At 56.0% G+C, this 24,484-nt stretch carries 23 protein-coding genes; 5 read left to right on the plus strand and 18 right to left on the minus strand.

Translation table 11 applies throughout. The features are described from left to right. The first annotated feature begins 337 nt into the window (after positions 1-337). Together nrdD and nrdG are read left to right on the plus strand one after the other, a co-directional pair. Entirely contained in the window at positions 338-2,476 is a 2,139-nt protein-coding gene (gene nrdD, locus ACRCWW_RS18345) for an anaerobic ribonucleoside-triphosphate reductase (RefSeq protein ID WP_438683667.1), read from the plus strand. 150 nt (positions 2,477-2,626) lie between these two features. Then, positions 2,627-3,091 carry an anaerobic ribonucleoside-triphosphate reductase-activating protein gene (gene nrdG, locus ACRCWW_RS18350; protein ID WP_438683668.1) on the plus strand — a complete coding sequence of 155 codons (465 nt, stop codon included), beginning with the start codon at positions 2,627-2,629 and terminating at the stop codon, positions 3,089-3,091. Positions 3,092-3,094: 3 nt separating this feature from the next. Here nrdG and ACRCWW_RS18355 read toward each other — a convergent pair whose 3' ends face one another. The 12 genes from ACRCWW_RS18355 to pmbA all read right to left on the minus strand — a co-directional run bounded on the left by ACRCWW_RS18355 (position 3,095) and on the right by pmbA (position 13,898). Next, positions 3,095-5,005, minus strand: a complete 1,911-nt coding sequence (locus tag ACRCWW_RS18355; RefSeq protein WP_438683669.1) for a BglG family transcription antiterminator — start codon at positions 5,003-5,005, stop codon at positions 3,095-3,097. Positions 5,006-5,058: 53 nt separating this feature from the next. Then, on the minus strand, positions 5,059-6,204 hold the full coding sequence (locus tag ACRCWW_RS18360; protein WP_438683670.1) for a lactonase family protein: 1,146 nt from the start codon (positions 6,202-6,204) through the stop codon (positions 5,059-5,061). A 93-nt stretch (positions 6,205-6,297) separates the two neighbouring features. Next, positions 6,298-7,038 carry a 2-dehydro-3-deoxy-phosphogluconate aldolase gene (gene dagF / locus ACRCWW_RS18365; RefSeq protein WP_438683671.1) on the minus strand — a complete coding sequence of 247 codons (741 nt, stop codon included), beginning with the start codon at positions 7,036-7,038 and terminating at the stop codon, positions 6,298-6,300. Beyond that, on the minus strand, positions 7,035-8,153 hold the full coding sequence (locus tag ACRCWW_RS18370; RefSeq protein ID WP_438683672.1) for a DgaE family pyridoxal phosphate-dependent ammonia lyase: 1,119 nt from the start codon (positions 8,151-8,153) through the stop codon (positions 7,035-7,037). The genes dagF and ACRCWW_RS18370 overlap by 4 nt, the downstream gene beginning before the upstream one ends. Further along, the gene (locus ACRCWW_RS18375; RefSeq protein ID WP_438683673.1) at positions 8,137-9,270 is read right to left on the minus strand and encodes an amidohydrolase/deacetylase family metallohydrolase; all 1,134 of its coding nucleotides are present in this window, start codon (positions 9,268-9,270) and stop codon (positions 8,137-8,139) included. Before ACRCWW_RS18375 ends, ACRCWW_RS18370 begins: the two co-directional genes overlap by 17 nt. Before the next feature lie 18 nt (positions 9,271-9,288). After that, entirely contained in the window at positions 9,289-9,933 is a 645-nt protein-coding gene (locus tag ACRCWW_RS18380) for a DUF4310 family protein (protein ID WP_097162682.1), read from the minus strand. Positions 9,934-9,944: 11 nt separating this feature from the next. After that, entirely contained in the window at positions 9,945-10,721 is a 777-nt protein-coding gene (locus ACRCWW_RS18385; RefSeq protein WP_330985381.1) for a DUF4311 domain-containing protein, read from the minus strand. A 21-nt stretch (positions 10,722-10,742) separates the two neighbouring features. Further along, positions 10,743-11,042, minus strand: coding sequence for a DUF4312 family protein (locus ACRCWW_RS18390; protein ID WP_438683674.1), 300 nt, complete (start codon positions 11,040-11,042; stop codon positions 10,743-10,745). A gap of 2 nt (positions 11,043-11,044) precedes the next feature. Continuing rightward, entirely contained in the window at positions 11,045-11,407 is a 363-nt protein-coding gene (locus ACRCWW_RS18395) for an SFCGS family glycine-rich protein (RefSeq protein WP_438683675.1), read from the minus strand. A 10-nt stretch (positions 11,408-11,417) separates the two neighbouring features. Continuing rightward, positions 11,418-11,747 (minus strand): glycine dehydrogenase, encoded by a 330-nt coding sequence (locus ACRCWW_RS18400; RefSeq protein WP_438683676.1) that lies wholly within the window; start codon positions 11,745-11,747, stop codon positions 11,418-11,420. A 346-nt stretch (positions 11,748-12,093) separates the two neighbouring features. After that, entirely contained in the window at positions 12,094-12,480 is a 387-nt protein-coding gene (cybC, locus tag ACRCWW_RS18405; RefSeq protein ID WP_438683677.1) for a cytochrome b562, read from the minus strand. 65 nt (positions 12,481-12,545) lie between these two features. Beyond that, positions 12,546-13,898, minus strand: coding sequence for a metalloprotease PmbA (gene pmbA / locus ACRCWW_RS18410; protein ID WP_438683678.1), 1,353 nt, complete (start codon positions 13,896-13,898; stop codon positions 12,546-12,548). Positions 13,899-13,992: 94 nt separating this feature from the next. On the opposite strand from pmbA, the gene yjgA reads away from it, so the two are divergent. Beyond that, positions 13,993-14,544, plus strand: a complete 552-nt coding sequence (gene yjgA, locus ACRCWW_RS18415) for a ribosome biogenesis factor YjgA (RefSeq protein ID WP_438683679.1) — start codon at positions 13,993-13,995, stop codon at positions 14,542-14,544. A gap of 101 nt (positions 14,545-14,645) precedes the next feature. On the opposite strand, the gene mpl is transcribed toward yjgA, so the two are convergent. Beyond that, complete coding sequence (gene mpl / locus ACRCWW_RS18420) at positions 14,646-16,019, minus strand: UDP-N-acetylmuramate:L-alanyl-gamma-D-glutamyl-meso-diaminopimelate ligase (protein ID WP_438683680.1); 1,374 nt, start codon at positions 16,017-16,019, stop codon at positions 14,646-14,648. Between the two features lie 180 nt (positions 16,020-16,199). Here mpl and fbp point away from each other — a divergent pair, with 180 nt between their 5' ends. Then, a complete protein-coding gene (fbp, locus tag ACRCWW_RS18425; protein ID WP_438683681.1) occupies positions 16,200-17,198 on the plus strand; it encodes a class 1 fructose-bisphosphatase in 999 nt (332 codons plus the stop codon). 157 nt (positions 17,199-17,355) lie between these two features. Here the strand turns inward: fbp and ACRCWW_RS18430 are convergent, their stop codons facing one another. The 5 genes from ACRCWW_RS18430 to ytfQ form a co-directional block, all read right to left on the minus strand. Further along, positions 17,356-18,924: a methyl-accepting chemotaxis protein gene (locus ACRCWW_RS18430; RefSeq protein WP_438683682.1), complete on the minus strand. Its 1,569-nt coding sequence runs from the start codon at positions 18,922-18,924 to the stop codon at positions 17,356-17,358. A gap of 95 nt (positions 18,925-19,019) precedes the next feature. Beyond that, a complete protein-coding gene (gene yjfF / locus ACRCWW_RS18435) occupies positions 19,020-20,021 on the minus strand; it encodes a galactofuranose ABC transporter, permease protein YjfF (protein ID WP_404659183.1) in 1,002 nt (333 codons plus the stop codon). Continuing rightward, on the minus strand, positions 20,008-21,030 hold the full coding sequence (ytfT, locus tag ACRCWW_RS18440) for a galactofuranose ABC transporter, ATP-binding protein YtfT (protein WP_438683706.1): 1,023 nt from the start codon (positions 21,028-21,030) through the stop codon (positions 20,008-20,010). The genes yjfF and ytfT overlap by 14 nt, the downstream gene beginning before the upstream one ends. Before the next feature lie 13 nt (positions 21,031-21,043). Beyond that, a complete protein-coding gene (gene ytfR, locus ACRCWW_RS18445; RefSeq protein WP_438683683.1) occupies positions 21,044-22,549 on the minus strand; it encodes a galactofuranose ABC transporter, ATP-binding protein YtfR in 1,506 nt (501 codons plus the stop codon). A 113-nt stretch (positions 22,550-22,662) separates the two neighbouring features. Continuing rightward, a complete protein-coding gene (gene ytfQ / locus ACRCWW_RS18450; protein WP_438683684.1) occupies positions 22,663-23,619 on the minus strand; it encodes a galactofuranose ABC transporter, galactofuranose-binding protein YtfQ in 957 nt (318 codons plus the stop codon). Between the two features lie 294 nt (positions 23,620-23,913). On the opposite strand from ytfQ, the gene ppa reads away from it, so the two are divergent. Continuing rightward, positions 23,914-24,444 (plus strand): inorganic diphosphatase, encoded by a 531-nt coding sequence (ppa, locus tag ACRCWW_RS18455; RefSeq protein ID WP_438683685.1) that lies wholly within the window; start codon positions 23,914-23,916, stop codon positions 24,442-24,444. Positions 24,445-24,484 lie beyond the last annotated feature (40 nt).

The raw sequence follows: 24,484 nt of genomic DNA on the forward strand, positions 1-24,484 counted from the left end.
GATTTCGTTGCTTTTTTGCACAGCCCCCGGTATCAGAAATTTCGCCTTAAGCGAAACAGCCCGTCTGCCGCGCCGTCCCATTTTTACTTTGTTCTGAATCAAAAAAATCGCAAACATGTTTGATGCAAATCACTACATATAGAACTTAGAATGCACCCCGGCCCTACATATTGTATTAATCGTCTATTCTCTCATCAATAACTGCCAAAGACTGGCGGTGAGAAGTGTGGATAAAAAGGGCCGGTACTGAAGAAAGTGTTTGGCTGACAAGCTGAATCCTCTCCGAGGTTTGCATTCCCCCTCTGTGGATAACCTGTTCTTTAAATATGGAGTGATCATGACACCGCATGTGATGAAACGAGATGGCTGTAAAGCGCCTTTCAACTCAGCACGCATCCAGGAAGCTATCCTGCGTGCGGCCAAAGCAGCGGGAGTCGATGACGCAGACTATTGCGCCACCGTCGCAGAGGCCGTCAGCCTGCAAATGCAGGGTCGCGACCGGGTTGATATCAATGAAATCCAGACCGCGGTTGAAAACCAGCTGATGTCCGGGCCGTACAAGCAGCTGGCTCGTGCCTATATCGAATACCGTCACGACCGTGACGTGCAGCGTGAAAAGCGCGGCCGCCTGAACCAGGAAATTCGCGGTCTGGTTGAGCAGACCAACTCCTCCTTGCTCAACGAGAACGCCAACAAAGACAGCAAAGTGATCCCAACCCAGCGCGACCTGCTAGCGGGTATCGTGGCGAAACACTACGCACGCCAGCATCTGCTGCCGTATGACGTGGTGCAGGCGCACGAGCGTGGGGAAATTCACTACCACGATCTCGACTATTCGCCGTTCTTCCCGATGTTCAACTGCATGTTGATCGACCTGAAAGGCATGCTGACTCAGGGCTTTAAGATGGGCAACGCGGAAATTGCGCCGCCGAAATCCATCTCAACCGCCACGGCAGTCACCGCGCAGATCATCGCCCAGGTCGCCAGCCACATTTACGGCGGCACCACCATCAACCGCATTGATGAAGTGCTGGCGCCGTTCGTCACCCTGAGCTACGAGAAGCACCGTAAAACCGCAGAAGAGTGGCAGATTCCGGATGCGGAAGGCTATGCCCACTCCCGCACCGAAAAAGAGTGCTATGACGCGTTCCAGTCGCTGGAGTATGAAGTCAACACCCTGCACACCGCCAACGGTCAGACGCCGTTCGTCACCTTCGGTTTTGGCCTCGGCACCAGCTGGGAATCGCGCATGATCCAGCAGTCGATCCTGCGTAACCGCATTGCCGGCCTGGGCAAAAACCGCAAAACCGCAGTGTTCCCGAAACTGGTGTTTGCAATCCGCGATGGTCTGAACCACAAAGTCGGCGATGCCAACTACGACATCAAACAGCTGGCGCTGGAGTGCGCGAGCAAGCGCATGTATCCCGATATCCTGAACTACGATCAGGTCGTCAAAGTTACCGGCTCGTTCAAAACCCCGATGGGCTGCCGCAGCTTCCTCGGCGTGTGGGAGAACGAGAACGGCGAAGAAGTGCATGATGGCCGTAACAACATCGGCGTGATCAGCCTCAACCTGCCGCGCATCGCGCTGGAAGCCAAAGGCGACGAAGCCGCGTTCTGGATGCTGCTGGACGAACGCCTGCAGCTGGCGCGCAAAGCGCTGATGACCCGTATCGCACGTCTTGAAGGCGTGAAAGCCCGTGTCGCCCCCATCCTCTATATGGAAGGCGCTTGCGGCGTACGTCTGAAAGCCGACGACGATGTGGCGGAAATCTTCAAAAACGGCCGCGCGTCCATTTCACTGGGCTACATCGGTATTCACGAAACCATCAACGCGCTGTTCGGCAATCAGCATATGTACGACAGCGAAGCCTTGCGTGAGAAAGGTATCGCGATTGTGCAGCGCCTGCGCGATGCGGTGGATCTGTGGAAAGAAGAAACCGGCTACGGCTTCAGCCTGTACAGCACCCCAAGTGAAAACCTGTGCGACCGCTTCTGCCGCCTTGATACCGCACAGTTCGGCCTGGTCGACGGCGTAACCGACAAAGGCTACTACACCAACAGCTTCCACCTCGACGTGGAGAAAAAGGTGAACCCGTACGACAAGATTGATTTCGAAGCGGGCTACCCGCCGATCGCCAACGGCGGCTTCATCTGCTATGGCGAATACCCGAACATTCAGCACAACCTGAAAGCGCTGGAAGACGTGTGGGATTACAGCTATCAGCACGTGCCGTATTACGGCACCAACACGCCGATCGACGAGTGCTACGAGTGCGGCTTCACCGGTGAGTTCGAGTGCACCAGCAAAGGCTTCACCTGCCCGAAATGCGGTAACCACGACGCGGCTCGCGTGTCCGTCACCCGCCGGGTGTGTGGCTATTTAGGCAGCCCGGACGCGCGTCCGTTTAACGCCGGTAAGCAGGAAGAAGTGAAGCGCCGCGTGAAGCATTTGGAGAATGGGCAGATCGGCTGATCATTTGCGTACGCTGTTAGTTTTCCCCCTCACCCTAGCCCTCTCCCTCAAGGGAGAGGGAACTGATCGAGCACATTGTTAAGGCCTTGCGCTGGTATTCTCCCTCTCCCTTAGGGAGAGGGCCGGGGTGAGGGTATCAGGTTATACGCTATGAATTATCACCAGTACTACCCTGTCGACATCGTTAACGGCCCCGGCACTCGTTGCACGCTTTTTGTTTCTGGCTGCGTCCACGAATGCCCTGGCTGCTACAACAAAAGCACCTGGCGGCTGAACTCCGGTGAGCCTTTTACCCAGGAAAGGGAAGACAGGATCATTGCCGATCTCAACGACACTCGTATCAAACGTCAGGGGCTGTCGCTGTCTGGCGGCGATCCGCTACACCCGCAGAACGTGCCGCATATTTTACGGTTGGTGAAGCGTGTCCACGCGGAATGCGAAGGAAAGGATATCTGGGTCTGGACAGGCTATAAGCTGGCTGAGCTGACCGAAGCCCAGATGGAAGTCGTTGATCTGATCAACGTGCTGATTGACGGGAAGTTCGTGCAGGATCTGAAAGATCCCGCACTTATCTGGCGAGGCAGCAGTAATCAGGTGGTGCATCACCTGCGTTGACGATCAGAAGCGGCTGACGCACTCCATCGCCACCGTTTTAAACTCACTGAAGTTTTTACAGCCGCATAGCCGCGTCATCGCCCTTTCCCGCAGGAACGTCACGAAGATATCGTAAATCGCCATCGCCTCTTCGTATTCGCTTTTGCTTATCGCCAGCAGGAAAATCACGTGGGCGGTTTCGTCACCCCAGGCAATGCCTTGCGGGGCCAGCACGGTGTAAACCACGGTTTTCTTCGCCAGCAAGCCTAAGGCGTGCGGCAGCGCGATTCCATCCCCCAACATGGTGCTGACGATGGCTTCACGCTCGGCCACGGAATCTAAAAATTCTGCATCCACAAACCCTTCGTGGCTTAGCTGCTGGCAAAGCTCGCTGAACAGCGTTTGTCTTTCCATCGGTTCGTTGATAATGCGGAAGTGCCGCGCGTCGAAATATTTTTCCAGCATCCACGGACGGGTTCTGTCGACCAGCACCAGCTTGCCGATTTGCTCAAGCTGATATTCCGTCGGGAACGGCGACATCACCACCACCGGCTTGTCTTTCTCCGCGATGCGGACCGTCGACACCACAAAATCTTCGCTGATAGCTTCCCGCTGCTCATACTCACGCAGCGTTATGGTGGCGGTCATTTCCAGCTGCGGATATTTGCGCTGTAGCACCGCTTCAATCATGCGCACCATCGCGTTACCGGCATCGCACACCAGCAGCACGCGCGGCTGGCGCTGATAGCCAATGTTGTAATGCCGCTCAAGCCCCACGCCGATGTGCAGCACCAGGAAACCAATCTCATTTTCACTGATGGTCCACGGGGTGTATTTACTCCAGCCGGACACCGCCGCCAGCGTCATATCCCAGGCCATCGGATAGTGCTGCTTGATGTTATCCAGCAGCGGATTGGGGATCATAATCTGGTAGCGCACGCGGGTGATCATGGTCCTGATGTGCGTCAGCAGGTCGGCGTGCAGCTGCTCGTCGCTCAAAAGATTGTAGTTATAGTGCGTGTTGATGAACTGCAGGATGTAATTGACCAGCGCTTCGTCGTCGTCGGCATTGATGTGGCTGGGCGCTATCTCCTGCACCTGACGCGCCGCGATATGCACCCGCAGCCAGTTCTCTTCCGAATCCGCCAGCGTTTTGCCGGTCATTTTTTCGAGCGTGGCGGCAATGTTGCGCGCCGCGTGGAACACCTTCTCGTCGACATCGTCGGCGGTAAATTCGGGCAGCGGATAACCCTCGCTGATGCGTCGTACCGCTACAGCGCAGTAGAGGCGCACAAACAGCTCGCCCTCATCGGTCAGACGAATATGCCAGCGGCTGAAAACCTCCTGCAACACTCCGGCGAGCTGTTCCGGCACGCCTGCATTCAGCGCTTCTTCGGTCAGCAGCGGATTGTTGCTGTCCTGCTGTGCCAGCTGCCACAGCAAATCGGTCAGGCAGGCGCGGATAGACATTTCGCTGCCGAACAGCTTCACGCCGTGACGAGGGCGGGTCTCGAGCGTCAGTTGATAACGCGCCAGCCACTCACGCACTTCCGCCATATCGCCCTGTAGCGTCGCGCGGCTGACAAACCATTCATCAGCCAAATCTTCGAGCTTGAGCGAAAAGGCGGAAGTCAGGAAGCGAACCATCAGATAGTGAACGCGCTCCGGCCCGGTGCGAGGGATGCGCGGCGCGCGGGGCTGAGCCTCCTGCAACGACTGAAAGAGCGCCTGATCGTCGACCCGCAGCTGATAACCATTGCCGCGACTCAGCACGAACTGCGCCCCGTGCTGGGCCAGCAAAGCATTAAGCGCAGTAATATCGGCCCGAACGGTACGTGTGGAAACGGACAACCGCTGTGCCAGCTCGTCCTGTGGCAGCGTTTCGTTTTGCAACAGAGTGAACAGTTGCGCCAGGCGTTGGTTCGGGAATCGCACTCAATATCCTCTTTGCTCAAACGGGCCAGGTCGGCCCGTATTCCTTGCAGGGTTTACGGTGATATCACCATTTGTGACGGGCTGCCTACGGCAGTATAGCCAGGTTCAAAACTCAGCTTGCCGCTCTTCGGCGCGACCTTAAAGCGGGTAATATTGTCGCTACGCTGATTCATCACATACAGCCACTGGCCTTTCGGATCCAGCGTGACGGTACGCGGGTAGTCGCCTCGGGTCCAGACATCATCCTGATGAATGAGTTCGCCGTCGGCGGATACCGTAAAGTGTGCGACGCTGTTATGCAATCGGTTGGCAACATATAACTGCTTGCCGTCATGGCTCAGCACCAGCCCGGAGGCAAAGTTGGTGCCTTTAAATTCTTTGGGCAGTGACGAGACGGTTTTGCCTTCCGTCAGCGTGCCTTTCGCGAGATCCAGCCGATAATGGGTCAGCGTGGAGGCTTCTTCGTTGATGAGCCACAGCGCATCGCCCTTTGGCGTGAAGACAAAGTGGCGCGGGCCCGCCCCTTTCGAAGAGGCATTGATAAACGGCGGATCGTTCGGCGTCAGCTTTCCGGTTTCGTCGTTGAAGTGATACTGGTAGATGCGATCCAGACCCAGATCGGTTGAGAAGACATATTTGCCCTGGCGGTCGGCAGCGATCATGTGCGCATGCGGCCCGTTATGATCGCTGATGGCAAAGCTGCCTTCTGCTGCGGCTTCAGGTTTTCCTGCACCCGCCGGGCCTTCATCCTGATGCGTATCAGACGCTTCGCCCAGCGAGCCATCAGCGTTGACCGGCAGAACCGCAATCGTGCCGCTGACGTAGTTTGCCACCAGCAGATGACGCCCGTTTGGCGTCAGGCTCAAATACACCGGCCCGGCCCCGCCAGAAGAAACCTGATTCAGTTCGGTCAACGTCCCGTCTGCGCCAATTTTCAGCGCCTGCACCAGCCCTTTTTCCGCTTCGCTGGCAACGTACAGCGTTTTGCCATCGTGAGACACCGTCAACTGCGCCGCGTTAGGGAGGGAGCTGACCAACGTTTTATCGTGAAGATCGCCAGTTTGCGGATCGATGGTGAAGCGATAAAGCCCTTCACCGTTGGGATTGTAGGTGCCAACCCAGGCGAACTGTGTCTGTGCGGTGGCGGCGGTGGCAAGTAACGAGAATGAAGCGACAAGCAGGTGACGTGCAGACAGCATGATGACTCCTTGACGGTGGTTGAACGTAAGTGCGGCCTGATGCCCTCTCCCCGCCCCTCTCCCACGGGGAGAGGGTTAGGGAGAGGGGGGAAATTAACCTACTAACTTTTTCGTCATCTCCAGCAGAGTACGCACATCCTCAGGACGCGTGTCGCCGCTGGCTTTGTCGATGATTGAGCTGTAGATATGCGGGATAACCTTCTTCACGCCCGCATCGAGGGCAATCTTCAGGATCTCGCTGTAGTTTTCCAGATCGATCCCACCGGTCGGCTCCAGCCAGAAATCGTGACGGGCGCAGGCTTCAGCGACAACCTGGTACTCATCGCGGCATTTCAGGCCGCCCATCGGGAAGTATTTGATGGAGCTACAGCCCATGTCTTTCAGCAGGGCAATGGCGGTATCAATCGGCACGATGCCATCTTGCTCTTTGCTGCTCAGCGGGCCGGTGGAGATTTTCACCATGCCCGGCGTACCGGTTGGCGAAACCAGACCGTTGACGACAGTCTCTTTCTGCCCCAGCAGCGCGCGGCTGGTTGCGACGCCGGTGAACACCTGGTTCACGTGCTGCGGCTGCACTTCGCGGGAAATCAGACTCACCATTTCAGACTGGTTCGGGTCGCCCGCGCCCAGGCCTACGGAGAGGGCGTTGTCGATGAGCTTCGCGTATTCACGCATGTCAGCCACAGCCGCTGGAACATCCGGATAGTTTTTGGAGAGCACGCCGACCAGCACATGACCTTCTGCTGCTTCATAAACCGCGCTGGCGTTGGCTTTAGAGCCTGCCAGTACGTTCAGGCACACGCGGTCACGGTAAAAGTTTGGGGTCAGTTTCATGCGTTTTTCTCCTTGTTCAGCACTTCGCCGATGCGAGCTGCCACGATATCCAGTTGCTGTGCGTTCACGCTGCGCACATCCGCCTCAATAATGCCTTCGTTAGCTTTGTAGCCACGGAAGTAAATGGCGTATTCGCCTTTCTTCAGTTCTGCGACCAGCTCACCAGTAGCGATTTTTGTTACCGCTTCATCGAACTTGATTTCGGTACGAGCGATGTCACGACCCGCCGCATCCCACACCACGCGGGCAGTCACGCCGTTGAGGTTGTTGAGCGCTGCGATAAATGGCGTCATCTTCTCCACCATCTGCGCGCCGCTTTCTTTTTCGGCCGTCAGGTAATGTTCGATGGCGCAGGTCAGGCCAAGAATGCCTTCTTTGCCGACTTTCATCGCGCGACCAATCCCGCCAGTCTGGCGCTTCACCCACTCAACATACTGGGTTTTGCCGATAACCAGACCACTGGTTGGCCCTTCGATAGCTTTCGCGCCGCTGTAAATCACCAGGTCTGCGCCAGAGCGGTAGTAGCACTGCAAATCTTCTTCAGCCGCAGCATCGACAATCAGCGGCAGGTTGTGTTTACGCGCCACCACAACGGCTTGTTCGACGCTGAGCATGCTTTTCTGCACGCAGTGGTGAGATTTGATGTAAAGGATTGCCGCAGTACGCGGGGTGATGGCCGCCGCCAGCTGATCGGCTGAACACTCGTTCGCATAGCCCGCTTCGACCAGCTTGCCGCCGCCGAGGGCAACCATGGTGCCAACCGGTGCGCCAAAGTTAACGTTGTGGCCGCGTGGCAGAACGATTTCGTTGTTCTCAATCGGGGTGACATGCAGGTTTTCCAGCAGCCAGTCGCTGTCTTTCACCAGCACACCAGCGACGGACTGTGCGATACCCGCAGAGGCGCAGGACACCACGGTCGCCCCTTCTACGTCCAGCAGCTTCGCGATGTACTCCCCGGTCTTGTTCACCAGATCTTTCATTTCGAAGTAGTGATTCATCCCGGTCAGCACCGCGTCAACCACTTCCGGACGCGGGGTGGATACGCCCAGCGCCGTCATACGGCCTGATGCGTTAATCACTTGTTTAAGCTGGTATTTCTCATAAATCGAAGGCATGTTCAGCACTCCCTTGTTCGGTCATATAGCCCCTGCCAGCACGGATGGCGGCGAGCGGCACCAGATCCTGGTCCGCCTGCAGGGCGTTGTTTTCAGCATCCACCAGCGTCACCGGCTGGTGTTTGAGCGTAAAGATGGTCAGGTCAGCGTCAAAGCCGACGGCCAGCTGGCCTTTTTGCTTAAGACGGATCGCCTCAGCCGCATTTGAGGTCACGCAGTTGATGACCTGCGGCAGCGACATGCCAATGGCGAGGAATTTCGCCATCACGCGCGCCAGTGAGTGCACCGGGCCGTTGATGCGGTTGCGGCAGTAAATATCGGAACTGATGGTGTGCGGCAGAATGCCCATCGCAATGGCCTGCTTCGCCACCTCAAAGCTAAAGCTCGCGGTGCCGTGACCGACATCCAGTTTGATGCCGCGCTTGAGCGCACCGGAAACGGACGCACGCAGCTCGCCAGCGGGCGTCAGAATGCGGTTTGGTTTGCCGTTATAGCAGTGGGTGATGATGTCGCCGGAGGTCAGCAGTTCGGTGATTTCATCCAGATTCGGCGGGTTGTTGCCGATGTGAACCATCAGCGGTAAATCGCCGTTGGCTTTCTGAATTTCCTTCGCTTTTTCCAGCGGCGTGATGCCGTTTTCACCGACCACGCTGCTGCTCATACGCGCTTTCAGACCAACGATGAAATCAGGGTGGCGCTTGATGGCCGCACTCGCAGCCTGCGCATCAATGTTCGCCATGTTCGCCAGTTCGTTCTGCGCAATCAGCCCCACGCGGGAGATGTTCAGCAGCGCATAAACGTCAGTGGCGCACGGGCGGGTGAGTTCATAGAAGGTGTCTACGTCATCGGCACCGGTACTGCCTGCATCAATCACCGTGGTGACGCCGGTCGCGATACCTACGCTGTCCGGCTCGTCGTTGTAAATCGGTGATTTCGGGTAGCAGTGGACGTGGAGGTCAATCCAGCCCGCGCTGACGTAGTGCTCGCCATTGAGGGAGACGACTTTCGTCGCCTCGCCGTTAATGTCGCCCAGGGCCGCAATTTTGCCGTCTTTAATGGCGATATCCGTTACCGTATCGTCAACCAGGCGTGCGCCCTTAAGCAGTAAATCAAACATCGCTTTCTCCTTGCTGGCTTAACCAATCGCCACCGGGAAGATGGAACCGAGGATCATTGCCCCGAGGATCGCTCCACCGGTAATAGGCTTCTGCCAGATGTAGAACAGTAACGCGCCAACCAGCGAACCAATGCCGATAGGAATGGACGCCGTCATCGCGCTGAGAATAATCAAAGGACCGAGGAAGCGGCCTGAAGCGTTACCCGCGCCCATCATCACGTCTGCACCGTAGGTGGAGTTGCTCTGATTGACCGTGAACTTACGCGCCAGAATGATGATGTAGCCAATCGCCAGGCCGATAATCAGACCCGTTGCCAGGGAAGCGGCAAAGTTAGCCACCGGGAAAACAATCCCTGCGCCCAGCAGCAACGCTGGAACGCCGAGGCCTACGCCCGTCTGAATCGCGCCGCCGATATCCAGGATCCCTACCAGAGAACCTTCAATGATTCGGGCAAACAGGAAGCTCGCGCCAAACGCCGCGACCGCACCGTAAACGCCAGTGTCGATGCCGGATTTCAGCATGGCCACGAAGGCCACTTCGTTGAAAGCACCGATGCCGTACAGGTAGTACATGTGTGTCCCGGCGAAGACGCCGGAGGAAAGCAGGCCGACAAAGATCGGGAATGACCAGTCCGCGTACCAAAAACCTTTATTCTGTTCCATCTGTTATCCCCTTATTTGCCGCTCAGCGCGTTATGCAGCAGATCCAGCCAGTTCGGCACCGTCATGTGGAAGGACTCGATCATCTTCATGTCGAAGCCACGGAAGAAGGCACTCAGAACGAACAGGGCGATAATGGCTGCCATCATGATTTTGGTGACACGGTTCCAGCCCGCGTCCTCAACGCCTTTACCAATCAGAATACCCAGTACCAGACCCGGTACGGCGTTACCCATAATCAGCTGCGCTGCGCCGCCGAAGATGGTGGCCCAGAAGCCGGATTTCTTACCGGCATCAATCGCCGCCAGCCAGAAAATCACTGGCATGATGATGTTCACCAGCAGGTTAGCCGCAGGCACCAGCACTTTGACCGCAGTGACCTGCAACGCTTCCGGTACAGCCGACGCGGTAGAGTTGAGGAACGCCACCACGACCATGCCGATAAGGCCACAGGCAATCGCCATTTTCTTCGGATCGTGCAGGGTTTCTGCGACGTTACGGTTTTTCAGCATCAGCGCTGAAGCGCCCCAGTGCGGGATGATGCGGTGATCAACGTCCTGGGTGAAGGCACCCGCCGCAACGGACGATGCCCAGGCGTTAAAGAAGAAGCCCAGACCAAAGGAGAAGTGGGAAGCCGGGTCGCCCTCACAGGAGTTGAGTTCGCCCAACGTACGAAAAGCACCCATCCCTTGCGTGGTGGGTGCATGAAACATGCGTGCTGCGCCAGCGCCCACACCGACGCCCACGAGGCCACCGATGATCAGCGATTTAAAGAGAATAATCAGGAACATGAGTCTGTCCTTTTCTAATGGTTATGTTGTCGTGACGAAATCCACTTTGTCGAGGTTTAACGCTGTCACGTTGACGGTGACATCCAGCTCCACACTGAATGTGCGACGTTCCCGGCGCAGAAAGAAAAACAGAAACGCCTCTTTCCGAACCGCCTCCTGCGCCTGAACAACAGCCACGTCCTGGGGTTCAATGCGCAGTAAGATATGCGGTGATGCTTTCATCACCGTCCCTTGTACCTGGTTGAGTGCATCGGCAAAGGCACGTGCTTTCGCCTCGCCTTTGCCCTTCACCCTCACCGTGGTGGTGAATTGTTCTTTCATACTTATTCGCCGTACTTCTTCTGCCAGGCCTGAACCAGACGCTCGCCCAGCTCTTCTTTATCCATAAAGCCAAAGCCCAGTACGTTCGCGCCTTCGTTGATGGCGGTCACGCCTTCCTCAACAGAACGCATGCCGTATTTCGCTTTGTAGCCGTGCTTGGTCTGCGCGGTAATAGCGCCTGCGCCACCACTGCCACAGAAGGAAATGCCGAAGGTTGCGCCTTCTGCTTTCATGACATCGCCAAGCTTCATATCAGCGGCAACGCCAGGTACGACTACGGCACGTCCACCCGCTTTCTCAACACCGGCAGCCACTTTCTGGCCTTTGCCCAGACGGTCGCCAATCACTACGGTAATCTGTCCCATGTTTCTCTCCTTAAAGGTTTTCTTTTGCCACTTCGAAGTGCACCGACAGCAGCCAGGCCTCTTCGTCCGGAAGGTTGCCAAACTGCGCCACCACTTCGCGGGCAAGCGTCATTGATTCGGGTGAAATTTCTTCAAACAGGCTGGCTTCCACTTCGGGCAACGGTTCACCGGTAATAGACCGATGAGCCATGGCACGGACATGTGATGTCAGCATTTGCTCCTGGACGTCGTTCGGGATGATGTCGTGACCTTTGAGCAGGCTGTACACCTGGCTCAGCATGCGTGTAGCAAGTTCTTCGGTCTGACTCCCTGCGTCGGTAATGACTGCTCCGTTGTTCACTCTTCTGACCCCGTTTGTTGCGTCTGAGTAAAAACTAACGTGGCAAGAGGGAGGTTTGTAGCGAGTTGTTTTCCACTTCAAAGTGGAAAGGCGGGCGGCAGGAGTGATCTGTCCCACAGAATTCGGCCGAATACGTCATAAATGCTGGATTAGCGTGATGAGTGTCACGGGAATGAACTGGAAAGCGGGTCGACTAAAGGGGAAATGCATTGCGAGGCAACACGTAAAACTGTGATGTCGATAAGGTTTTGTTATGCAAACTGGAAGCGAAAACGGAAGGAGTGACGAGGAAAGGGAATTTTCCTCGTCAGTGAATCAGCGCTCGCCTGGGCGACCAGGCAGCCGATTAACGGTACTTCTTGTGATAGGTGTTACGGGTGCCTGCCAAATCAAGAGCCACGCCCTGCGCTTCCTTGATTTTGCCTTCATTCGCAAGCTTGGTTGCGCCGTCAATCTGGCCAATCAGAACGTCGAAGCCATGGCGGAAATCTTTCATTTCTGCGCTGTCAGGCGCTTTGCCTTCAAGCTTCGGTGGCGTCTGCTTCTGCGCGTCCTGTGCCGCGGTGCGCATCTTCGCCAGTGCCGCTTTCATCTCGGTCGCGTCATCGGTTTTTTGCACAATCTTCAGGTTTTCGGACAGGGTGTCCATGTCTTCGCCAAGGTCGGCAAATGCCGGAGCCGCGCCCATCATCAGGGTGGAGACAGCCAGCATTGCCAGGAGGTGTTTACGCATTGCTCATATCCTTTTTTATTATTGAACAGGTGTGGCGCTCGACCGCGCCACCATGAGAACACACATTACTGACCGGCGATTTTCATCTCTGGCAGCAGCACGGAACCGCACTGAATGTTGCTGCGCGTTTCGATATCGTCGGCCACGGTCACGATATTACGCCACATCTCTTTCAGATTTCCGGCGATGGTGATTTCACTCACCGGATACTGGATTTCGCCATTTTCGACCCAGAAACCTGACGCACCACGAGAGTAATCGCCCGTGACAGCACTCACACCCTGCCCCATCAACTCAGTGACGACAAGGCCTGTATTCATCTCTTTTAGTAACTTTTCAAAGCTGAGGCCACGACCAGGAATGCGCCAGTTATGGATGCCGCCCGCATGCCCGGTACTTTTCAGCCCCAGCTTGCGTGCAGAATAGTTGGTCAGCAGCCATTGAGTCAGAATGCCGTCTTTGATGATGTCACGGCGTTCAGTGCGCACACCTTCGCTGTCAAACGGCGTGGAGGCCAGCCCTTTTAGCAGGTGCGGATGCTCTTCAATGGTCAGCCATTCCGGCAGAATTTGTTTGCCGAGCGAGTCGAGCAGGAAGGTGGATTTACGATAAACCGCGCCACCTGCAATCGCGCCCACCAGATGACCAAACAGCCCGGTCGCCACTTCATTGGCAAAAATCACCGGCGCTTTCATGGTGGAAAGCTTGCGTGGCGAAAGACGAGAAAGCGTGCGTTGTGCGCAGTCTGCGCCAACAGATTCCGGCGAGTCCAGGTCGCTCAGGGCGCGACCGATGGTGTATGCGTAATCACGTTCCATATCGCCGTTTTCTTCCGCAATGACGCTGCTGGAAAGCGAGTGACGGCTGGAGCAGTAGCTTTGCAGCATGCCGTGGCTGTTGCCGAAGACGCGAATGCCGTAGTGGCTGTTGAAGCTGCCGCCTTCGGTATTGGTGATGCGTTTGTCGGCTTTCAGCGCCGCTTGTTCCGCACGCGCCGCCAGCTCAATGGCTTCATCCGGCGTGACTTCTGCCGGATGGAACAGGTCGAGATCCGGCGCGTCAAACGCCAGCAGATCTTTTTCCGCCACGCCCGCATACGGGTCTGGCGAGGTATAGCGTGCGATATCCAGTGCAGCTTGTACGGTACGAGCCACGGCGTCCGGGCTTAAATCTGTGGTCGACGCGCTGCCTTTGCGGTTCTGGTGGTAAACCGTGATCCCCAGGGCACCGTCGCTGTTAAATTCCACGTTTTCCACTTCACCGTAGCGGGTGCTGACGCTGATCCCGGTGGTCTTCGAGACGCCAACTTCCGCACCGTCAGACTTGCCCGCAGCCAGCTCCAGCGCGGTAGAGACGGCTTTTTCTAATGCTTTACGCTGTTCTGCAACCTGTGTGATGACTTTCATCGCTAATGCCATAATGTAGAAAGGAGTTTAGTGAAGTCTAACAGAGAACCGTTTTTCAGTGCGCTTCTTAACTGATAACATGTATCTCTTTTTTTAGGAGCCTGAGATGACAAAGCAGCCCGAAGACTGGCTCGACGACGTGCCCGGTGATGACGAGAACGACGATGATGATGAAATCATCTGGGTCAGCAAAAGTGAAATTAAACGCGACGCCGAGGAGTTAAAAGATCTCGGAGCCGAAATCGTAGAACTTGGTAAGAACGCGCTGGATAAAATCCCGCTCGATGAGGATCTGCGTGCCGCCATTGAACTGGCGCAGAAGATCAAGAAAGAAGGCCGCCGCCGCCAGCTGCAGCTGATCGGCAAAATGCTGCGCCAGCGCGATGTAGACCCGATTCGCCAGGCGCTCGACAAGCTGAAGAACCGCCACAACCAACAGGTTTCATTGTTCCATAAACTGGAACAACTGCGCGATCGTCTGGTTGATGAAGGGGATGATGCCGTTGCCGACGTGCTGAAACTGTGGCCTGACGCCGATCGTCAGCAGTTACGCTCGCTTATCCGCAACGCCAAAAAAGAGAAAGAAGGCAATAAGCCGCCGAAATCTTATCGCCTGATTTTCCAGTATCTGCGCGAACTGGCAGAGAACGAAGGGTAAGTTTTGCGTCATTGCCGGGCGGCACTGCGTTGGCCCGGCCTACAAAATCAGTCGGCCCGGCTTGTAGGCCCGGTAAGGCGTTGCCGCCACCGGGCACTGTTTTACTCTACCGCTTCCGCTTTCTTCGCCAACGCATCCAGCAGTTTCTGGTGAATCCCACCGAACCCACCGTTGCTCATGACCAGAATGTGATCGCCCGGCTGGGCCGATTTCACGATCATATCCGTCAGCGTATCGACGTCAGCACTGAAATGGGCTGGCTGAATGCAGGCTTCCGCCACTTCAGCAACCTGCCATGGAATGTGCGGCGGTTGCAGCAGGAAGACTTCATCGGCGCGGCCCAGTGACGGCGCGAGGTCGTCTTTACATACGCCCATTTTCATGGTGTTCGAACGCGGTTCCAGCACCGCAAGAATGCGAGCCGTTCCGCCCACTTTGCCGCGCAGCGCCTGCAATGTGGCAAGGATCGCCGTGGGGTGATGAGCGAAATCATCATAAACAGTGACGCCGTTGGCCTCACCGCGCAGTTCCAGACGGCGACGCGCGTTCACAAACGAGCCCAGCGCTTCTGCGGCATCAGCAGGTTTAACCCCCACGTGACGCGCAGCCGCAATCGCCATCAGGCCGTTATGCATGTTGTGCTCACCCACCAGGTTCCACTTCACCTGCCCGACTTGCTCACCGTCCAGCCACACTTCCCACTCAGAGGCGTCAGTGCTGATTTTCTTCGCCTGCCAGTGGCCCTGTTCGCCCACCAGCTCCTGCTCGCTCCAGCAGCCCATCGCCAGCGTTTGCTTCAGGTTGATGTCGTTTTCAGGCGCAATAATACGACCCTGACCCGGCACGATGCGCACCAGATGGTGGAACTGCTTCTGAATAGCTTTCAGATCGTCAAAGATATCCGCGTGGTCAAACTCAAGGTTATTGAGGATCAGCGTGCGCGGGCAGTAATGCACAAACTTGGAGCGTTTGTCGAAGAAGGCGCAGTCATATTCATCGGCTTCAATCACGAAGAACGGGCTGTCACCCAGGCGCGCAGAAACCTCGAAGTTGCCCGGTACGCCGCCGATCACAAAGCCAGGTTTGTAGCCGCAGGCTTCCAGAATCCAGGTCGCCATGCCAGCGGTGGTGGTTTTGCCGTGCGTGCCCGCCACAGCCACAACCCAACGATCGCGCAGCACGAAATCATGCAGCCACTGCGGGCCGGACATGAACGGAATGTTTTTTTCCAGCACCGCTTCAACACACGGATTCCCGCGAGTCATGGCGTTACCGATGATCACCAGGTCTGGCTGCGGCTCAAGCTGGCTCGCGTCATAACCCTGAATCAAATCAATACCCTGCTCTTCAAGCAGCGTGCTCATCGGCGGATACACGTTGGCGTCCGAACCGGTCACTTCGTGGCCAAGGGAACGAGCCAGCATAGCCAGTCCGCCCATAAAAGTGCCACAAATACCCAAAATATGAATGCGCATACGTCACTGTTCCTCTTTCATCAGCCGCGTATTTTACCCTCTTGTGGGAGGAGTGAGAAACGCATTTCGGTTAATTCCGTACTTTGCTGGCGCGATTCACCTGTACGCGATTATTTGAATATTTGTTAAGGTTGTTGGACATCAACCGCTTTACTCAACCTCACATGCAGGGAAAGTGTTATGAAAACGTTAGGTGAATTTATTGTCGAAAAGCAGCATGAGTTCTCTCACGCGACCGGTGAGCTCACGGCTTTACTGTCGGCAATAAAGCTGGGCGCCAAGATCATCCACCGCGATATCAACAAGGCCGGACTGGTCGATATCCTGGGTGCCAGCGGTGCTGAGAATATTCAGGGCGAAACCCAGCAGAAGCTGGATCTGTTCGCCAATGAAAAGCTAAAAGCAGCCCTTCGCGCACGCGACATTGTGGCGGGCATTGCTTCCGAAGAAGAAGATGAAATTGTCGTCTTTGAGGGCTGCGAGCACGCGAAATATGTGGTGCTGATGGATCCGCTGGATGGCTCGTCCAACATCGACGTTAACGTTTCTGTGGGGACGATTTTCTCTATCTACCGCCGCGTGACGCCAGTCGGTACGCCGGTCACAGAAGAAGATTTCCTCCAGCCTGGTAACCGCCAGGTCGCTGCCGGTTACGTGGTATATGGCTCTTCAACCATGCTGGTTTACACCACCGGTTGTGGCGTTCATGCCTTTACTTACGATCCTTCTCTCGGCGTATTCTGCCTGTGCCAGGAGCGCATGCGCTTCCCGGAAAAAGGCAATACTTACTCCATTAACGAAGGCAACTACATCAAATTCCCGCAGGGCGTGAAGAAGTACCTCAAGTTCTGCCAGGAAGAAGATAAGCTCACCCAGCGCCCTTATACCTCACGCTACATTGGCTCACTGGTGGCCGATTTCCACCGTAACCTGCTGAAAGGCGGGATTTACCTCTACCCAAGCACCGCCAGCCACCCGCAGGGCAAACTGCGCCTGCTGTATGAATGCAACCCAATGGCGTTCCTTGCAGAACAGGCCGGTGGCAAGGCCAGCGACGGGGAAGAACGTATTCTGGATATCGTGCCGGAAACGCTGCACCAGCGCCGTCCGTTCTTTGTCGGCACCGAACACATGGTCGATGACCTTGAGCGCTTTATGCGTGAGTTCCCGGACGCGTAATCAGGCCTGAGCGCGCCCCTCTCCCCTGCCCTCTCCCAAAGGGAGAGGGAGATAAAACAAGTACTCCTTGTTGGTGGAGAGGGAGAAAGTCAAAAACCGCACCCAACAGTTCCCTCTCCCCACGGGAGAGGGTTAGGGAGAGGGGTTCCCTCAAAACTCAAGCAGCCTGATTCTGCAATCGGAACGAAGCCATCGCCTCCATCAGCTCACGAGACTGCTCTTCCAGTGAACGCGTTGCCGCTGAAGACTGCTGCACCAGCGCCGCATTTTGCTGCGCGGTTTCATCCATCTGACTCACCGCAATATTGACCTGCTCAATCCCCCGGCTTTGCTCTTGCGAAGCGCTGGCGATTTCACGCATCAGTTTGGTCATGCGCATCACTTCGGACGCGATTTCATCCATGGTTTCCCCGGCCTGCTGTGCAAGGTCACTGCCTTCGCTGACGTGAGTCTGAGAGTCACTAATCAACGTGCGAATCTCTTTCGCGGCGTCAGCACTGCGGCTTGCCAGATTACGCACTTCACCCGCAACCACCGCAAAGCCTCGACCTTGCTCACCGGCGCGAGCGGCTTCGACAGAGGCGTTCAGCGCCAGAATATTGGTCTGAAAGGCGATGCCGTCGATGACGCTGAGAATGTCGCCGATGCGGCTGGAGCTGCCGGAGATATCGCGCATTTTCTCGATGACATAGCACACCATTTCGCTGCCGCGGTCGGCTGTATCGGACACGGTTTTAGCCAGCTGATGCGCTTGCTCTGCGTTATCGGCGTTCTGTTTCACGGTAGCGGTGATCTGCTCCATGCTGGCAGCGGTTTGCTCCAGCGAAGTCGCGGTAGATTCCGTTCGTTGCGCGAGGTTGTTGTTGCCTGCGGTCAGCTCACGGCTACCGATATCAATTTGCGAACTGGCATCGCGAACGCGCAGCACGGAATCCATCAGCGACTGGCGCATTTCGCTGATAGCCGCGTTGAGGCGAGTAATTTCGAGACTGACTGGCGGGTTGTCGCTGTGAGTCAGATTGCCCGCAGCGACTTGCTCCAGCTGGACAATCGCTTTATTCAGCGGTTTGAGCAGCATATGGCGCAGCGCCAGCCACGCCAGCACGATCGCGCCAATGGTCAGCAGCATGGCGATAAACATCAGCGTCATCACCCGATTTTTGCTCGCGTGAACGACTTTAACTTCCGCCTGGCCGCGCGCGTCGACCCAGCTCTGGAACGCCTGCATGTCGTTGTCGAACTGACGGGAAACCGGGATCAGGTGATTTTCCAGCAGATCGTAGTAGCTGTCTGCGCTTTGCTGATTCAGTGCTGCCAGCATCGGGGTAATACCTTGCTGATTGTAGGCGGCATAGCTTTTTGCCACTTTCGCCAGCAGCTGTTCCCCCTCAGGATCGTCGATGTTTGAGGCCATCACATTCGCCAGCGTCTTTTGCGCGGTGGTGACTTCACGGTTGATGGTCTGCACCGATTTCGCCGCATCATCAAGCATGCCGATTTCCATCAGACGTACAGCCTGGCCGGCTTCGTTGCGCGCGCGCAGGATAAGCGTGTAGCCCTTATTGAGCTGCACAAGCTGCTCGCCCTGGAGATGATTAATGCGTGATAAAGAGGAGGAACTTTTGGTGAGAGCGTAGATTCCGATGCCGCTGACGAGCAGCAGAAGCAGGGTCATCACGGCCAGTAGAGAAAGCAGGCCGGTACGGATTGAAAGCATTTTCAGCATGATGTCATTCCCGGTAGCAAAGTGACTTTTTGGCGTAAACAAAAAGTATCGGCGGCTACCGGAAAGACTTTAGGGTTATGAATAAATTCAGTATGTTATTGCTTTGTTATTGCCGGAGCCACGCGCGTCACCGGCGAACTCTGACGGTTCTCCCAAAGCACAGTCAGCCCACGTTGTAGGGCAATAAAGATGAACAGCAGGATGCCGATGGCGATTTTGGTCCACCAGGAACTGAGCGTGCCGTCGAAGTTGATGTAGGTCTGGATCAGCCCCTGAATGCCCACGCCAAACAGCGTGCCCAAAACAGTTCCCACGCCGCCGCTCAGCAACGTACCGCCGATGACCACCGAAGCAATCGCGTCCAGCTCAACGCCCACACCCGCCAGCGCATAACCCGCCTGGGTGTAAATCGAGAACACAATACCCGCCAGCGTCGCCAGGCCCGTTGAAAGCATGTAAATGCGGACCGTGGTGCTACGGGTGGAAATCCCCATCAGGTTAGCTGAAATCGCGCTGCCGCCGATGGCGTAAACCTGATTACCAAAGCGAGTACGGTGAGCCATAAACATCCCCGCCACGACCACCAGCAGCATCAGCACTCCCATGGCACTCAGACGCCCGCCGCCGGGGATCATCCACGCCATATCCGAAAGCTTGTCGTACAGCGGGTGGTTAATCGGAATCGACTCTTCCGAAACGAGATAGCTCACGCCGCGCAGGAAGAACATGCCCGCGAGGGTAATGATAAAAGCAGGGATTTTCAGGGCATCGATAAGCAGCCCCATAAACGCGCCGAACGCGCAGCCCATCAGCAACACCAACGGAAATGCCACCAGCGGAGACATCCCCCAGAAGCCGATCGCTTTCGCCAGGAACACGCCGGTGAAGGCGATCACCGAGCCGACTGAGAGATCGATCCCGCCGGAGAGGATCACAAAAGTCATGCCGACGGCGATAATCCCCAGAAAAGCGTTATCGGTCAGAATGTTGCAGATGACGCGAGTGGAGGCGAAGCCCGGAAACTGCGTCAGGCAGTAGAGGTAACCGAGGATAAACACCCCGAGGGTGATCATCAGCGGCAGATTACGTTTTATCATGGCCGCGCACTCCTTTCAGTAAGCTGATAAAACGCGGAGACTGGACAATCAGCACGCACATCACCACCACCGCTTTCACCACCTGATTGAGCTCCGGCTGGAACCCGGATAACAGAATCCCGGTGTTCATGCCCTGAATAATCAGCGCGCCAATCACCGACAGCAGCAGGTTGAAACGCCCACCCATCAGTGAACCGCCGCCGATCACCACCGCCAGAATCGCATCCAGCTCCAGCCATAATCCTGCGTTGTTGGCGTCCGCACCGCGAATGTCGGCGGCCACAATCACCCCGGCAATCGCCGCACAAACGCCACTCAGCACATAAGTCAGCATGACGACAATACGTGTGTTCACCCCGGCGTTTTTCGCCGCGCGGATGTTGATGCCAACGGCTTCGATAAACATCCCCAACGCCGTTTTACGCGTAAAGAGCCAGAACACGATCAACGTGACCAGGGCGATGATCACCGGCGTTGGAAACAGCAGTAGCTTGCCGCTGCCAATCCAGGCTAAAGACGGGGAATCAAAGGTGACGATCTGCCCGGAGGTGATCAGCTGCGCCACGCCTCGCCCGGCGACCATCAGGATCAGCGTCGCGACAAACGGTTGGATCTTGAGGATCGCCACCAGAATGCCGTTCCACAGCCCTGCCAGCACGCCCGTGCCTAACGCCGCCAGCAGCACAACAGGCAAACTGTGCCCGGACACAATCATTGAAGCCGCCGTGGCGCCGGAAATCGCCATCACTGCGCCCACGGACAAATCAATGCCACCGGTAGCAATCACCAGCGTCATCCCAATCGCCAGCAGCGCCACAGGTGCCGCGCGGTTAAGAATGTCGATGGGGCTGCCGAACAAGCGCCCGTCCTGTAACACCACCTGGAAAAAGTGGGGCGCGACGAGGCTGTCGACCAGCAGAACTAAAATCAACGCCGCTATTTGCGGCATCCCCGTCGGCCAGCGAAAGCGGCGTTTCGGCGGGGTGGTTTGAGGAACGGATTGTGGCATCACTGCTTACCCCTTATGCCGCAATAGCATTCATGATCGCCGGAACGGACAGCGCATCCAGCGGGATCTCTGCCACCTGTTTACGATCGCGCAGGATGATCACCCGATCGGCATAACCTACTAATTCTTCAAGCTCAGAGGAGATAACCAACAGCGCCAGGCCATCAGCGCAAAGCGTTTCGATGAGGCGAATAATTTCCGCATGCGCACCCACATCAATGCCTCGGGTCGGTTCGTCGAGGATCAGGAACTGTGGTCGAGTCAGCAGCCAGCGGGACAGCAACACTTTTTGCTGATTGCCGCCGGAAAGAAACTCAATCGGCTGTTCGGCACTCGGCGTGCGAATGCCAAGCTGGCGTATAAACCGCTCGGCAATCTCATTTTGTTCACGCCGAGGGATGGGCCGCAGCCAGCCACGCTGAGCCTGTAGCGCCAGAATGATATTCTCGCGCACCGAGGCGGCGGCGATAATCCCGTCTGTTTTCCTGTCTTCCGGGCAGAAGCCAATGCCCAGACAAGAAGCCTGATGCGGCGAGCGCAGCGTCTGCGGCTTGCCTTTGATCTCCGCGCTGCCGCTGTCTGAGGGTTTGATCCCGAAGATAACCTCTGCGGTTTCAGTACGCCCGGAACCGAGCAGCCCGGCAAGCCCCACAATTTCACCAGGTCTTACCTGCAAATCGAATGGCTCGATGACGCCTTTCTTGCCGTAACCTTTGAACGCAGCGACGGGTTTGTCGCTCAGCAACGTACGGCCTGCGCGTTGCAACGCATTGTTGTCCAGCTCGCGGCCCAGCATCATTTTGACCAGTTCTATCTGCGGCAGCGCTTTGGTTTCCCGGCAGCCGACAAAGCCGCCGTTACGCAAGACGGTGATCCTGTCGCTGACCTGATAAACCTGATCGAGAAAATGGGTAACGAAGATCAGACTGACGCCCTGATCGCGCAGCTGGCGCATCAGGGTGAAGAGCATCTCCACCTCCTGGGTGTCGAGACTCGCGGTGGGTTCATCGAGGATCAGGACTTTGGCGGAGAGATCGATGGCACGGCAGATGGCGACAATTTGCTGCATCGCCACAGAGAAGCGGTTCAGCGGCTCGCGCACGTCCAGCGAAAAGCCGTACGAGGCCATCAACTCAGTGGCACGCTTTTCCATCTCCTTACGTTGTATCAGGCCGAACCTGCGCGGCTCACGGCCGATAAACAAGTTATCCGCCACCGACATATTCGGCAGCAGGTTCACTTCCTGATACACCGTCCCAATGCCCAACTGTTGAGCATGCGCGGTGTTTTTCGGGGAGATGGGCTGGTCTTCCAGCCAGATGGTGCCGCGATCGGCGTGATAGACACCGGTCAGGGCTTTAATGAGGGTCGATTTTCCGGCGCCATTTTCGCCGAGAAGCGCCATGATTTCACCACGACGCAGGCTGAAGTCAACGTTATCCAGCGCTTTTACGCCGGGGAAAAATTTGCTCAGGCCTTCCGTGCGCAAAATGTCCTGCTTGTGGATTGCATCGGTCATTGTCAGCCCCTAAAAATCACCCTCACCCCGACCCTCTCCCTAAAAGGGAGAGGGAGAACACCCGTCCATCCCCTCTCCCCTCAGGGGAGAGGGCCAGGGTGAGGGGTCATACATCAGTAACCCATATCTTTTTTCTTATCGAGCTGCGCCTGAGCGCTGTCTTTCAGATAAAGCTGTGAGTGGGTCAGCGTCAGCTTCGGCGGCATCGTGCCGTCTTTCTTGAACTTCTCGAGTGCGTCAAAGGCCGGGCCTGCCATGTTTGGCGTCAGCTCGACGTTGGCATTCGCTTCATCGGCCAGCATCGCTTTATAGATATCCGGCACGCCGTCGATGGAGCCTGTCAGGATGTCTTTGCCCGGCTTCAGACCGGCTTCTTTGATGGCCTGAATGGCCCCGATAGCCATGTCATCGTTATGGGCGTAAACCATGCAGATGTTCTTGCCGTTGTTTTCCGCTTTGATAAAGCTCTCCATGACTTCTTTCCCTTTACTGCGGGTAAAGTCACCGGACTGAGAACGGATGATTTTGATGTTTGGCGCTTTGGCGATCGCTTCTGCAAAGCCTTTTTTACGGTCAATGGCGACGCTTGCGCCCACGGTGCCTTGCAGCTCAACCACGTTACACGGTTTGCCCGCTTCGGTTTTCACCAGCCAGTCGCCGATGAGTTTCCCTTCGAGGATATTGTCGGCGGTCACGGTGGTCATGTAGAGCGATTTGTCTTTGACGTCGATGGAACGGTCAAGCAGGAACACGGGGATCTTCGCCTGTTTAGCTTCTTTCAGCACCGGCTCCCAGCCTGTTGCCACGACTGGTGCGATGAAGATAGCGTCCACGCCCTGAGCGATAAACGAACGTACCGCTTTGATTTGGTTTTCCTGTTTTTGCTGACCATCGGCAATTTTCAGGGTGATACCGCGTTTTTCAGCTTCACTTTTCGCCACGCTGGTTTCGGCAGCACGCCAACCGGACTCCGATCCGACCTGCGAAAATCCTACGGTTAAAGGGGCAGCCATCGCCATAGACGACATAGCTGCGGAAACAGCGGAGACAAGAAGTAAGCGCTTCCACATAAGGGTATCCTCTTCGGGTTATTGTTGGTAAAAGCGACATCTGCCGAAAAACTATAGACAATGGGAAATGTAACGGGATGCGTTACATCACACTTCCAAAAAGAGAATTCACAAATTGTAAGCGCTTCCACAAACGTATCGAGGAAGCAGCTATGTTTATGGATTTTTCACCTGGTTAAAGGCTCTGAAAATCAGCGCAGACGTGGGCGGTCGCTGAAAAGAAGCGAAGACATTTACAGTGAGTTGGCTATAATACCGGGCACTTGATTGACCTACATTTTAAAGGAATCAGACATGAGCTTACTCAACGTCCCAGCGGGCAAAGAGCTGCCTGAAGATATCTACGTCGTTATCGAAATTCCGGCTAACGCAGATCCTATCAAATACGAAATCGACAAAGACACCGGTGCGCTGTTTGTAGACCGTTTCATGTCTACCGCGATGTTCTATCCGTGCAACTACGGTTACATCAACCACACTCTGTCTCTGGACGGTGACCCGGTTGACGTTCTGGTCCCAACGCCGTACCCACTGCAGCCGGGTTCTGTGATCCGCTGCCGTCCCGTTGGCGTGCTGAAAATGACCGACGAAGCCGGTGAAGATGCGAAACTGGTTGCGGTACCGCACACCAAACTGAGCAAAGAGTACGATCACATCAAAGATGTGAACGACCTGCCAGAACTGCTGAAAGCGCAGATCTCCCACTTCTTCGAGCAGTACAAAGCGCTTGAGAAAGGCAAATGGGTGAAAGTAGAAGGCTGGGACAGCGCCGCAGCAGCAAAAGCTGAAATCGTTGCTTCCTTCGAGCGCGCTCAGAAGAAATAAGACTTTTTTGTCTTTGAAAACACCGCCTCCGGGCGGTGTT

Origin of the sequence: Scandinavium sp., assembly GCF_051650185.1 — a bacterium.
Taxonomy (GTDB): domain Bacteria; phylum Pseudomonadota; class Gammaproteobacteria; order Enterobacterales; family Enterobacteriaceae; genus Scandinavium.

Excerpts from the sequence above, each read along its gene's own strand:
- nrdD (WP_438683667.1), top strand. The coding sequence starts at position 338 with ATGACACCGCATGTGATGAAACGAGATGGCTGTAAAGCGCCTTTCAAC.
- nrdG (WP_438683668.1), top strand. The coding sequence starts at position 2,627 with ATGAATTATCACCAGTACTACCCTGTCGACATCGTTAACGGCCCCGGC.
- ACRCWW_RS18360 (WP_438683670.1), bottom strand. The coding sequence starts at position 6,204 with ATGCTGTCTGCACGTCACCTGCTTGTCGCTTCATTCTCGTTACTTGCC.
- dagF (WP_438683671.1), bottom strand. The coding sequence starts at position 7,038 with ATGAAACTGACCCCAAACTTTTACCGTGACCGCGTGTGCCTGAACGTA.
- ACRCWW_RS18370 (WP_438683672.1), bottom strand. The coding sequence starts at position 8,153 with ATGCCTTCGATTTATGAGAAATACCAGCTTAAACAAGTGATTAACGCA.
- ACRCWW_RS18375 (WP_438683673.1), bottom strand. The coding sequence starts at position 9,270 with ATGTTTGATTTACTGCTTAAGGGCGCACGCCTGGTTGACGATACGGTA.
- ACRCWW_RS18380 (WP_097162682.1), bottom strand. The coding sequence starts at position 9,933 with ATGGAACAGAATAAAGGTTTTTGGTACGCGGACTGGTCATTCCCGATC.
- ACRCWW_RS18385 (WP_330985381.1), bottom strand. The coding sequence starts at position 10,721 with ATGTTCCTGATTATTCTCTTTAAATCGCTGATCATCGGTGGCCTCGTG.
- ACRCWW_RS18390 (WP_438683674.1), bottom strand. The coding sequence starts at position 11,042 with ATGAAAGAACAATTCACCACCACGGTGAGGGTGAAGGGCAAAGGCGAG.
- ACRCWW_RS18395 (WP_438683675.1), bottom strand. The coding sequence starts at position 11,407 with ATGGGACAGATTACCGTAGTGATTGGCGACCGTCTGGGCAAAGGCCAG.
- cybC (WP_438683677.1), bottom strand. The coding sequence starts at position 12,480 with ATGCGTAAACACCTCCTGGCAATGCTGGCTGTCTCCACCCTGATGATG.
- pmbA (WP_438683678.1), bottom strand. The coding sequence starts at position 13,898 with ATGGCATTAGCGATGAAAGTCATCACACAGGTTGCAGAACAGCGTAAA.
- yjgA (WP_438683679.1), top strand. The coding sequence starts at position 13,993 with ATGACAAAGCAGCCCGAAGACTGGCTCGACGACGTGCCCGGTGATGAC.
- mpl (WP_438683680.1), bottom strand. The coding sequence starts at position 16,019 with ATGCGCATTCATATTTTGGGTATTTGTGGCACTTTTATGGGCGGACTG.
- fbp (WP_438683681.1), top strand. The coding sequence starts at position 16,200 with ATGAAAACGTTAGGTGAATTTATTGTCGAAAAGCAGCATGAGTTCTCT.
- ACRCWW_RS18430 (WP_438683682.1), bottom strand. The coding sequence starts at position 18,924 with ATGCTGAAAATGCTTTCAATCCGTACCGGCCTGCTTTCTCTACTGGCC.
- yjfF (WP_404659183.1), bottom strand. The coding sequence starts at position 20,021 with ATGATAAAACGTAATCTGCCGCTGATGATCACCCTCGGGGTGTTTATC.
- ytfT (WP_438683706.1), bottom strand. The coding sequence starts at position 21,030 with ATGCCACAATCCGTTCCTCAAACCACCCCGCCGAAACGCCGCTTTCGC.
- ytfR (WP_438683683.1), bottom strand. The coding sequence starts at position 22,549 with ATGACCGATGCAATCCACAAGCAGGACATTTTGCGCACGGAAGGCCTG.
- ytfQ (WP_438683684.1), bottom strand. The coding sequence starts at position 23,619 with ATGTGGAAGCGCTTACTTCTTGTCTCCGCTGTTTCCGCAGCTATGTCG.
- ppa (WP_438683685.1), top strand. The coding sequence starts at position 23,914 with ATGAGCTTACTCAACGTCCCAGCGGGCAAAGAGCTGCCTGAAGATATC.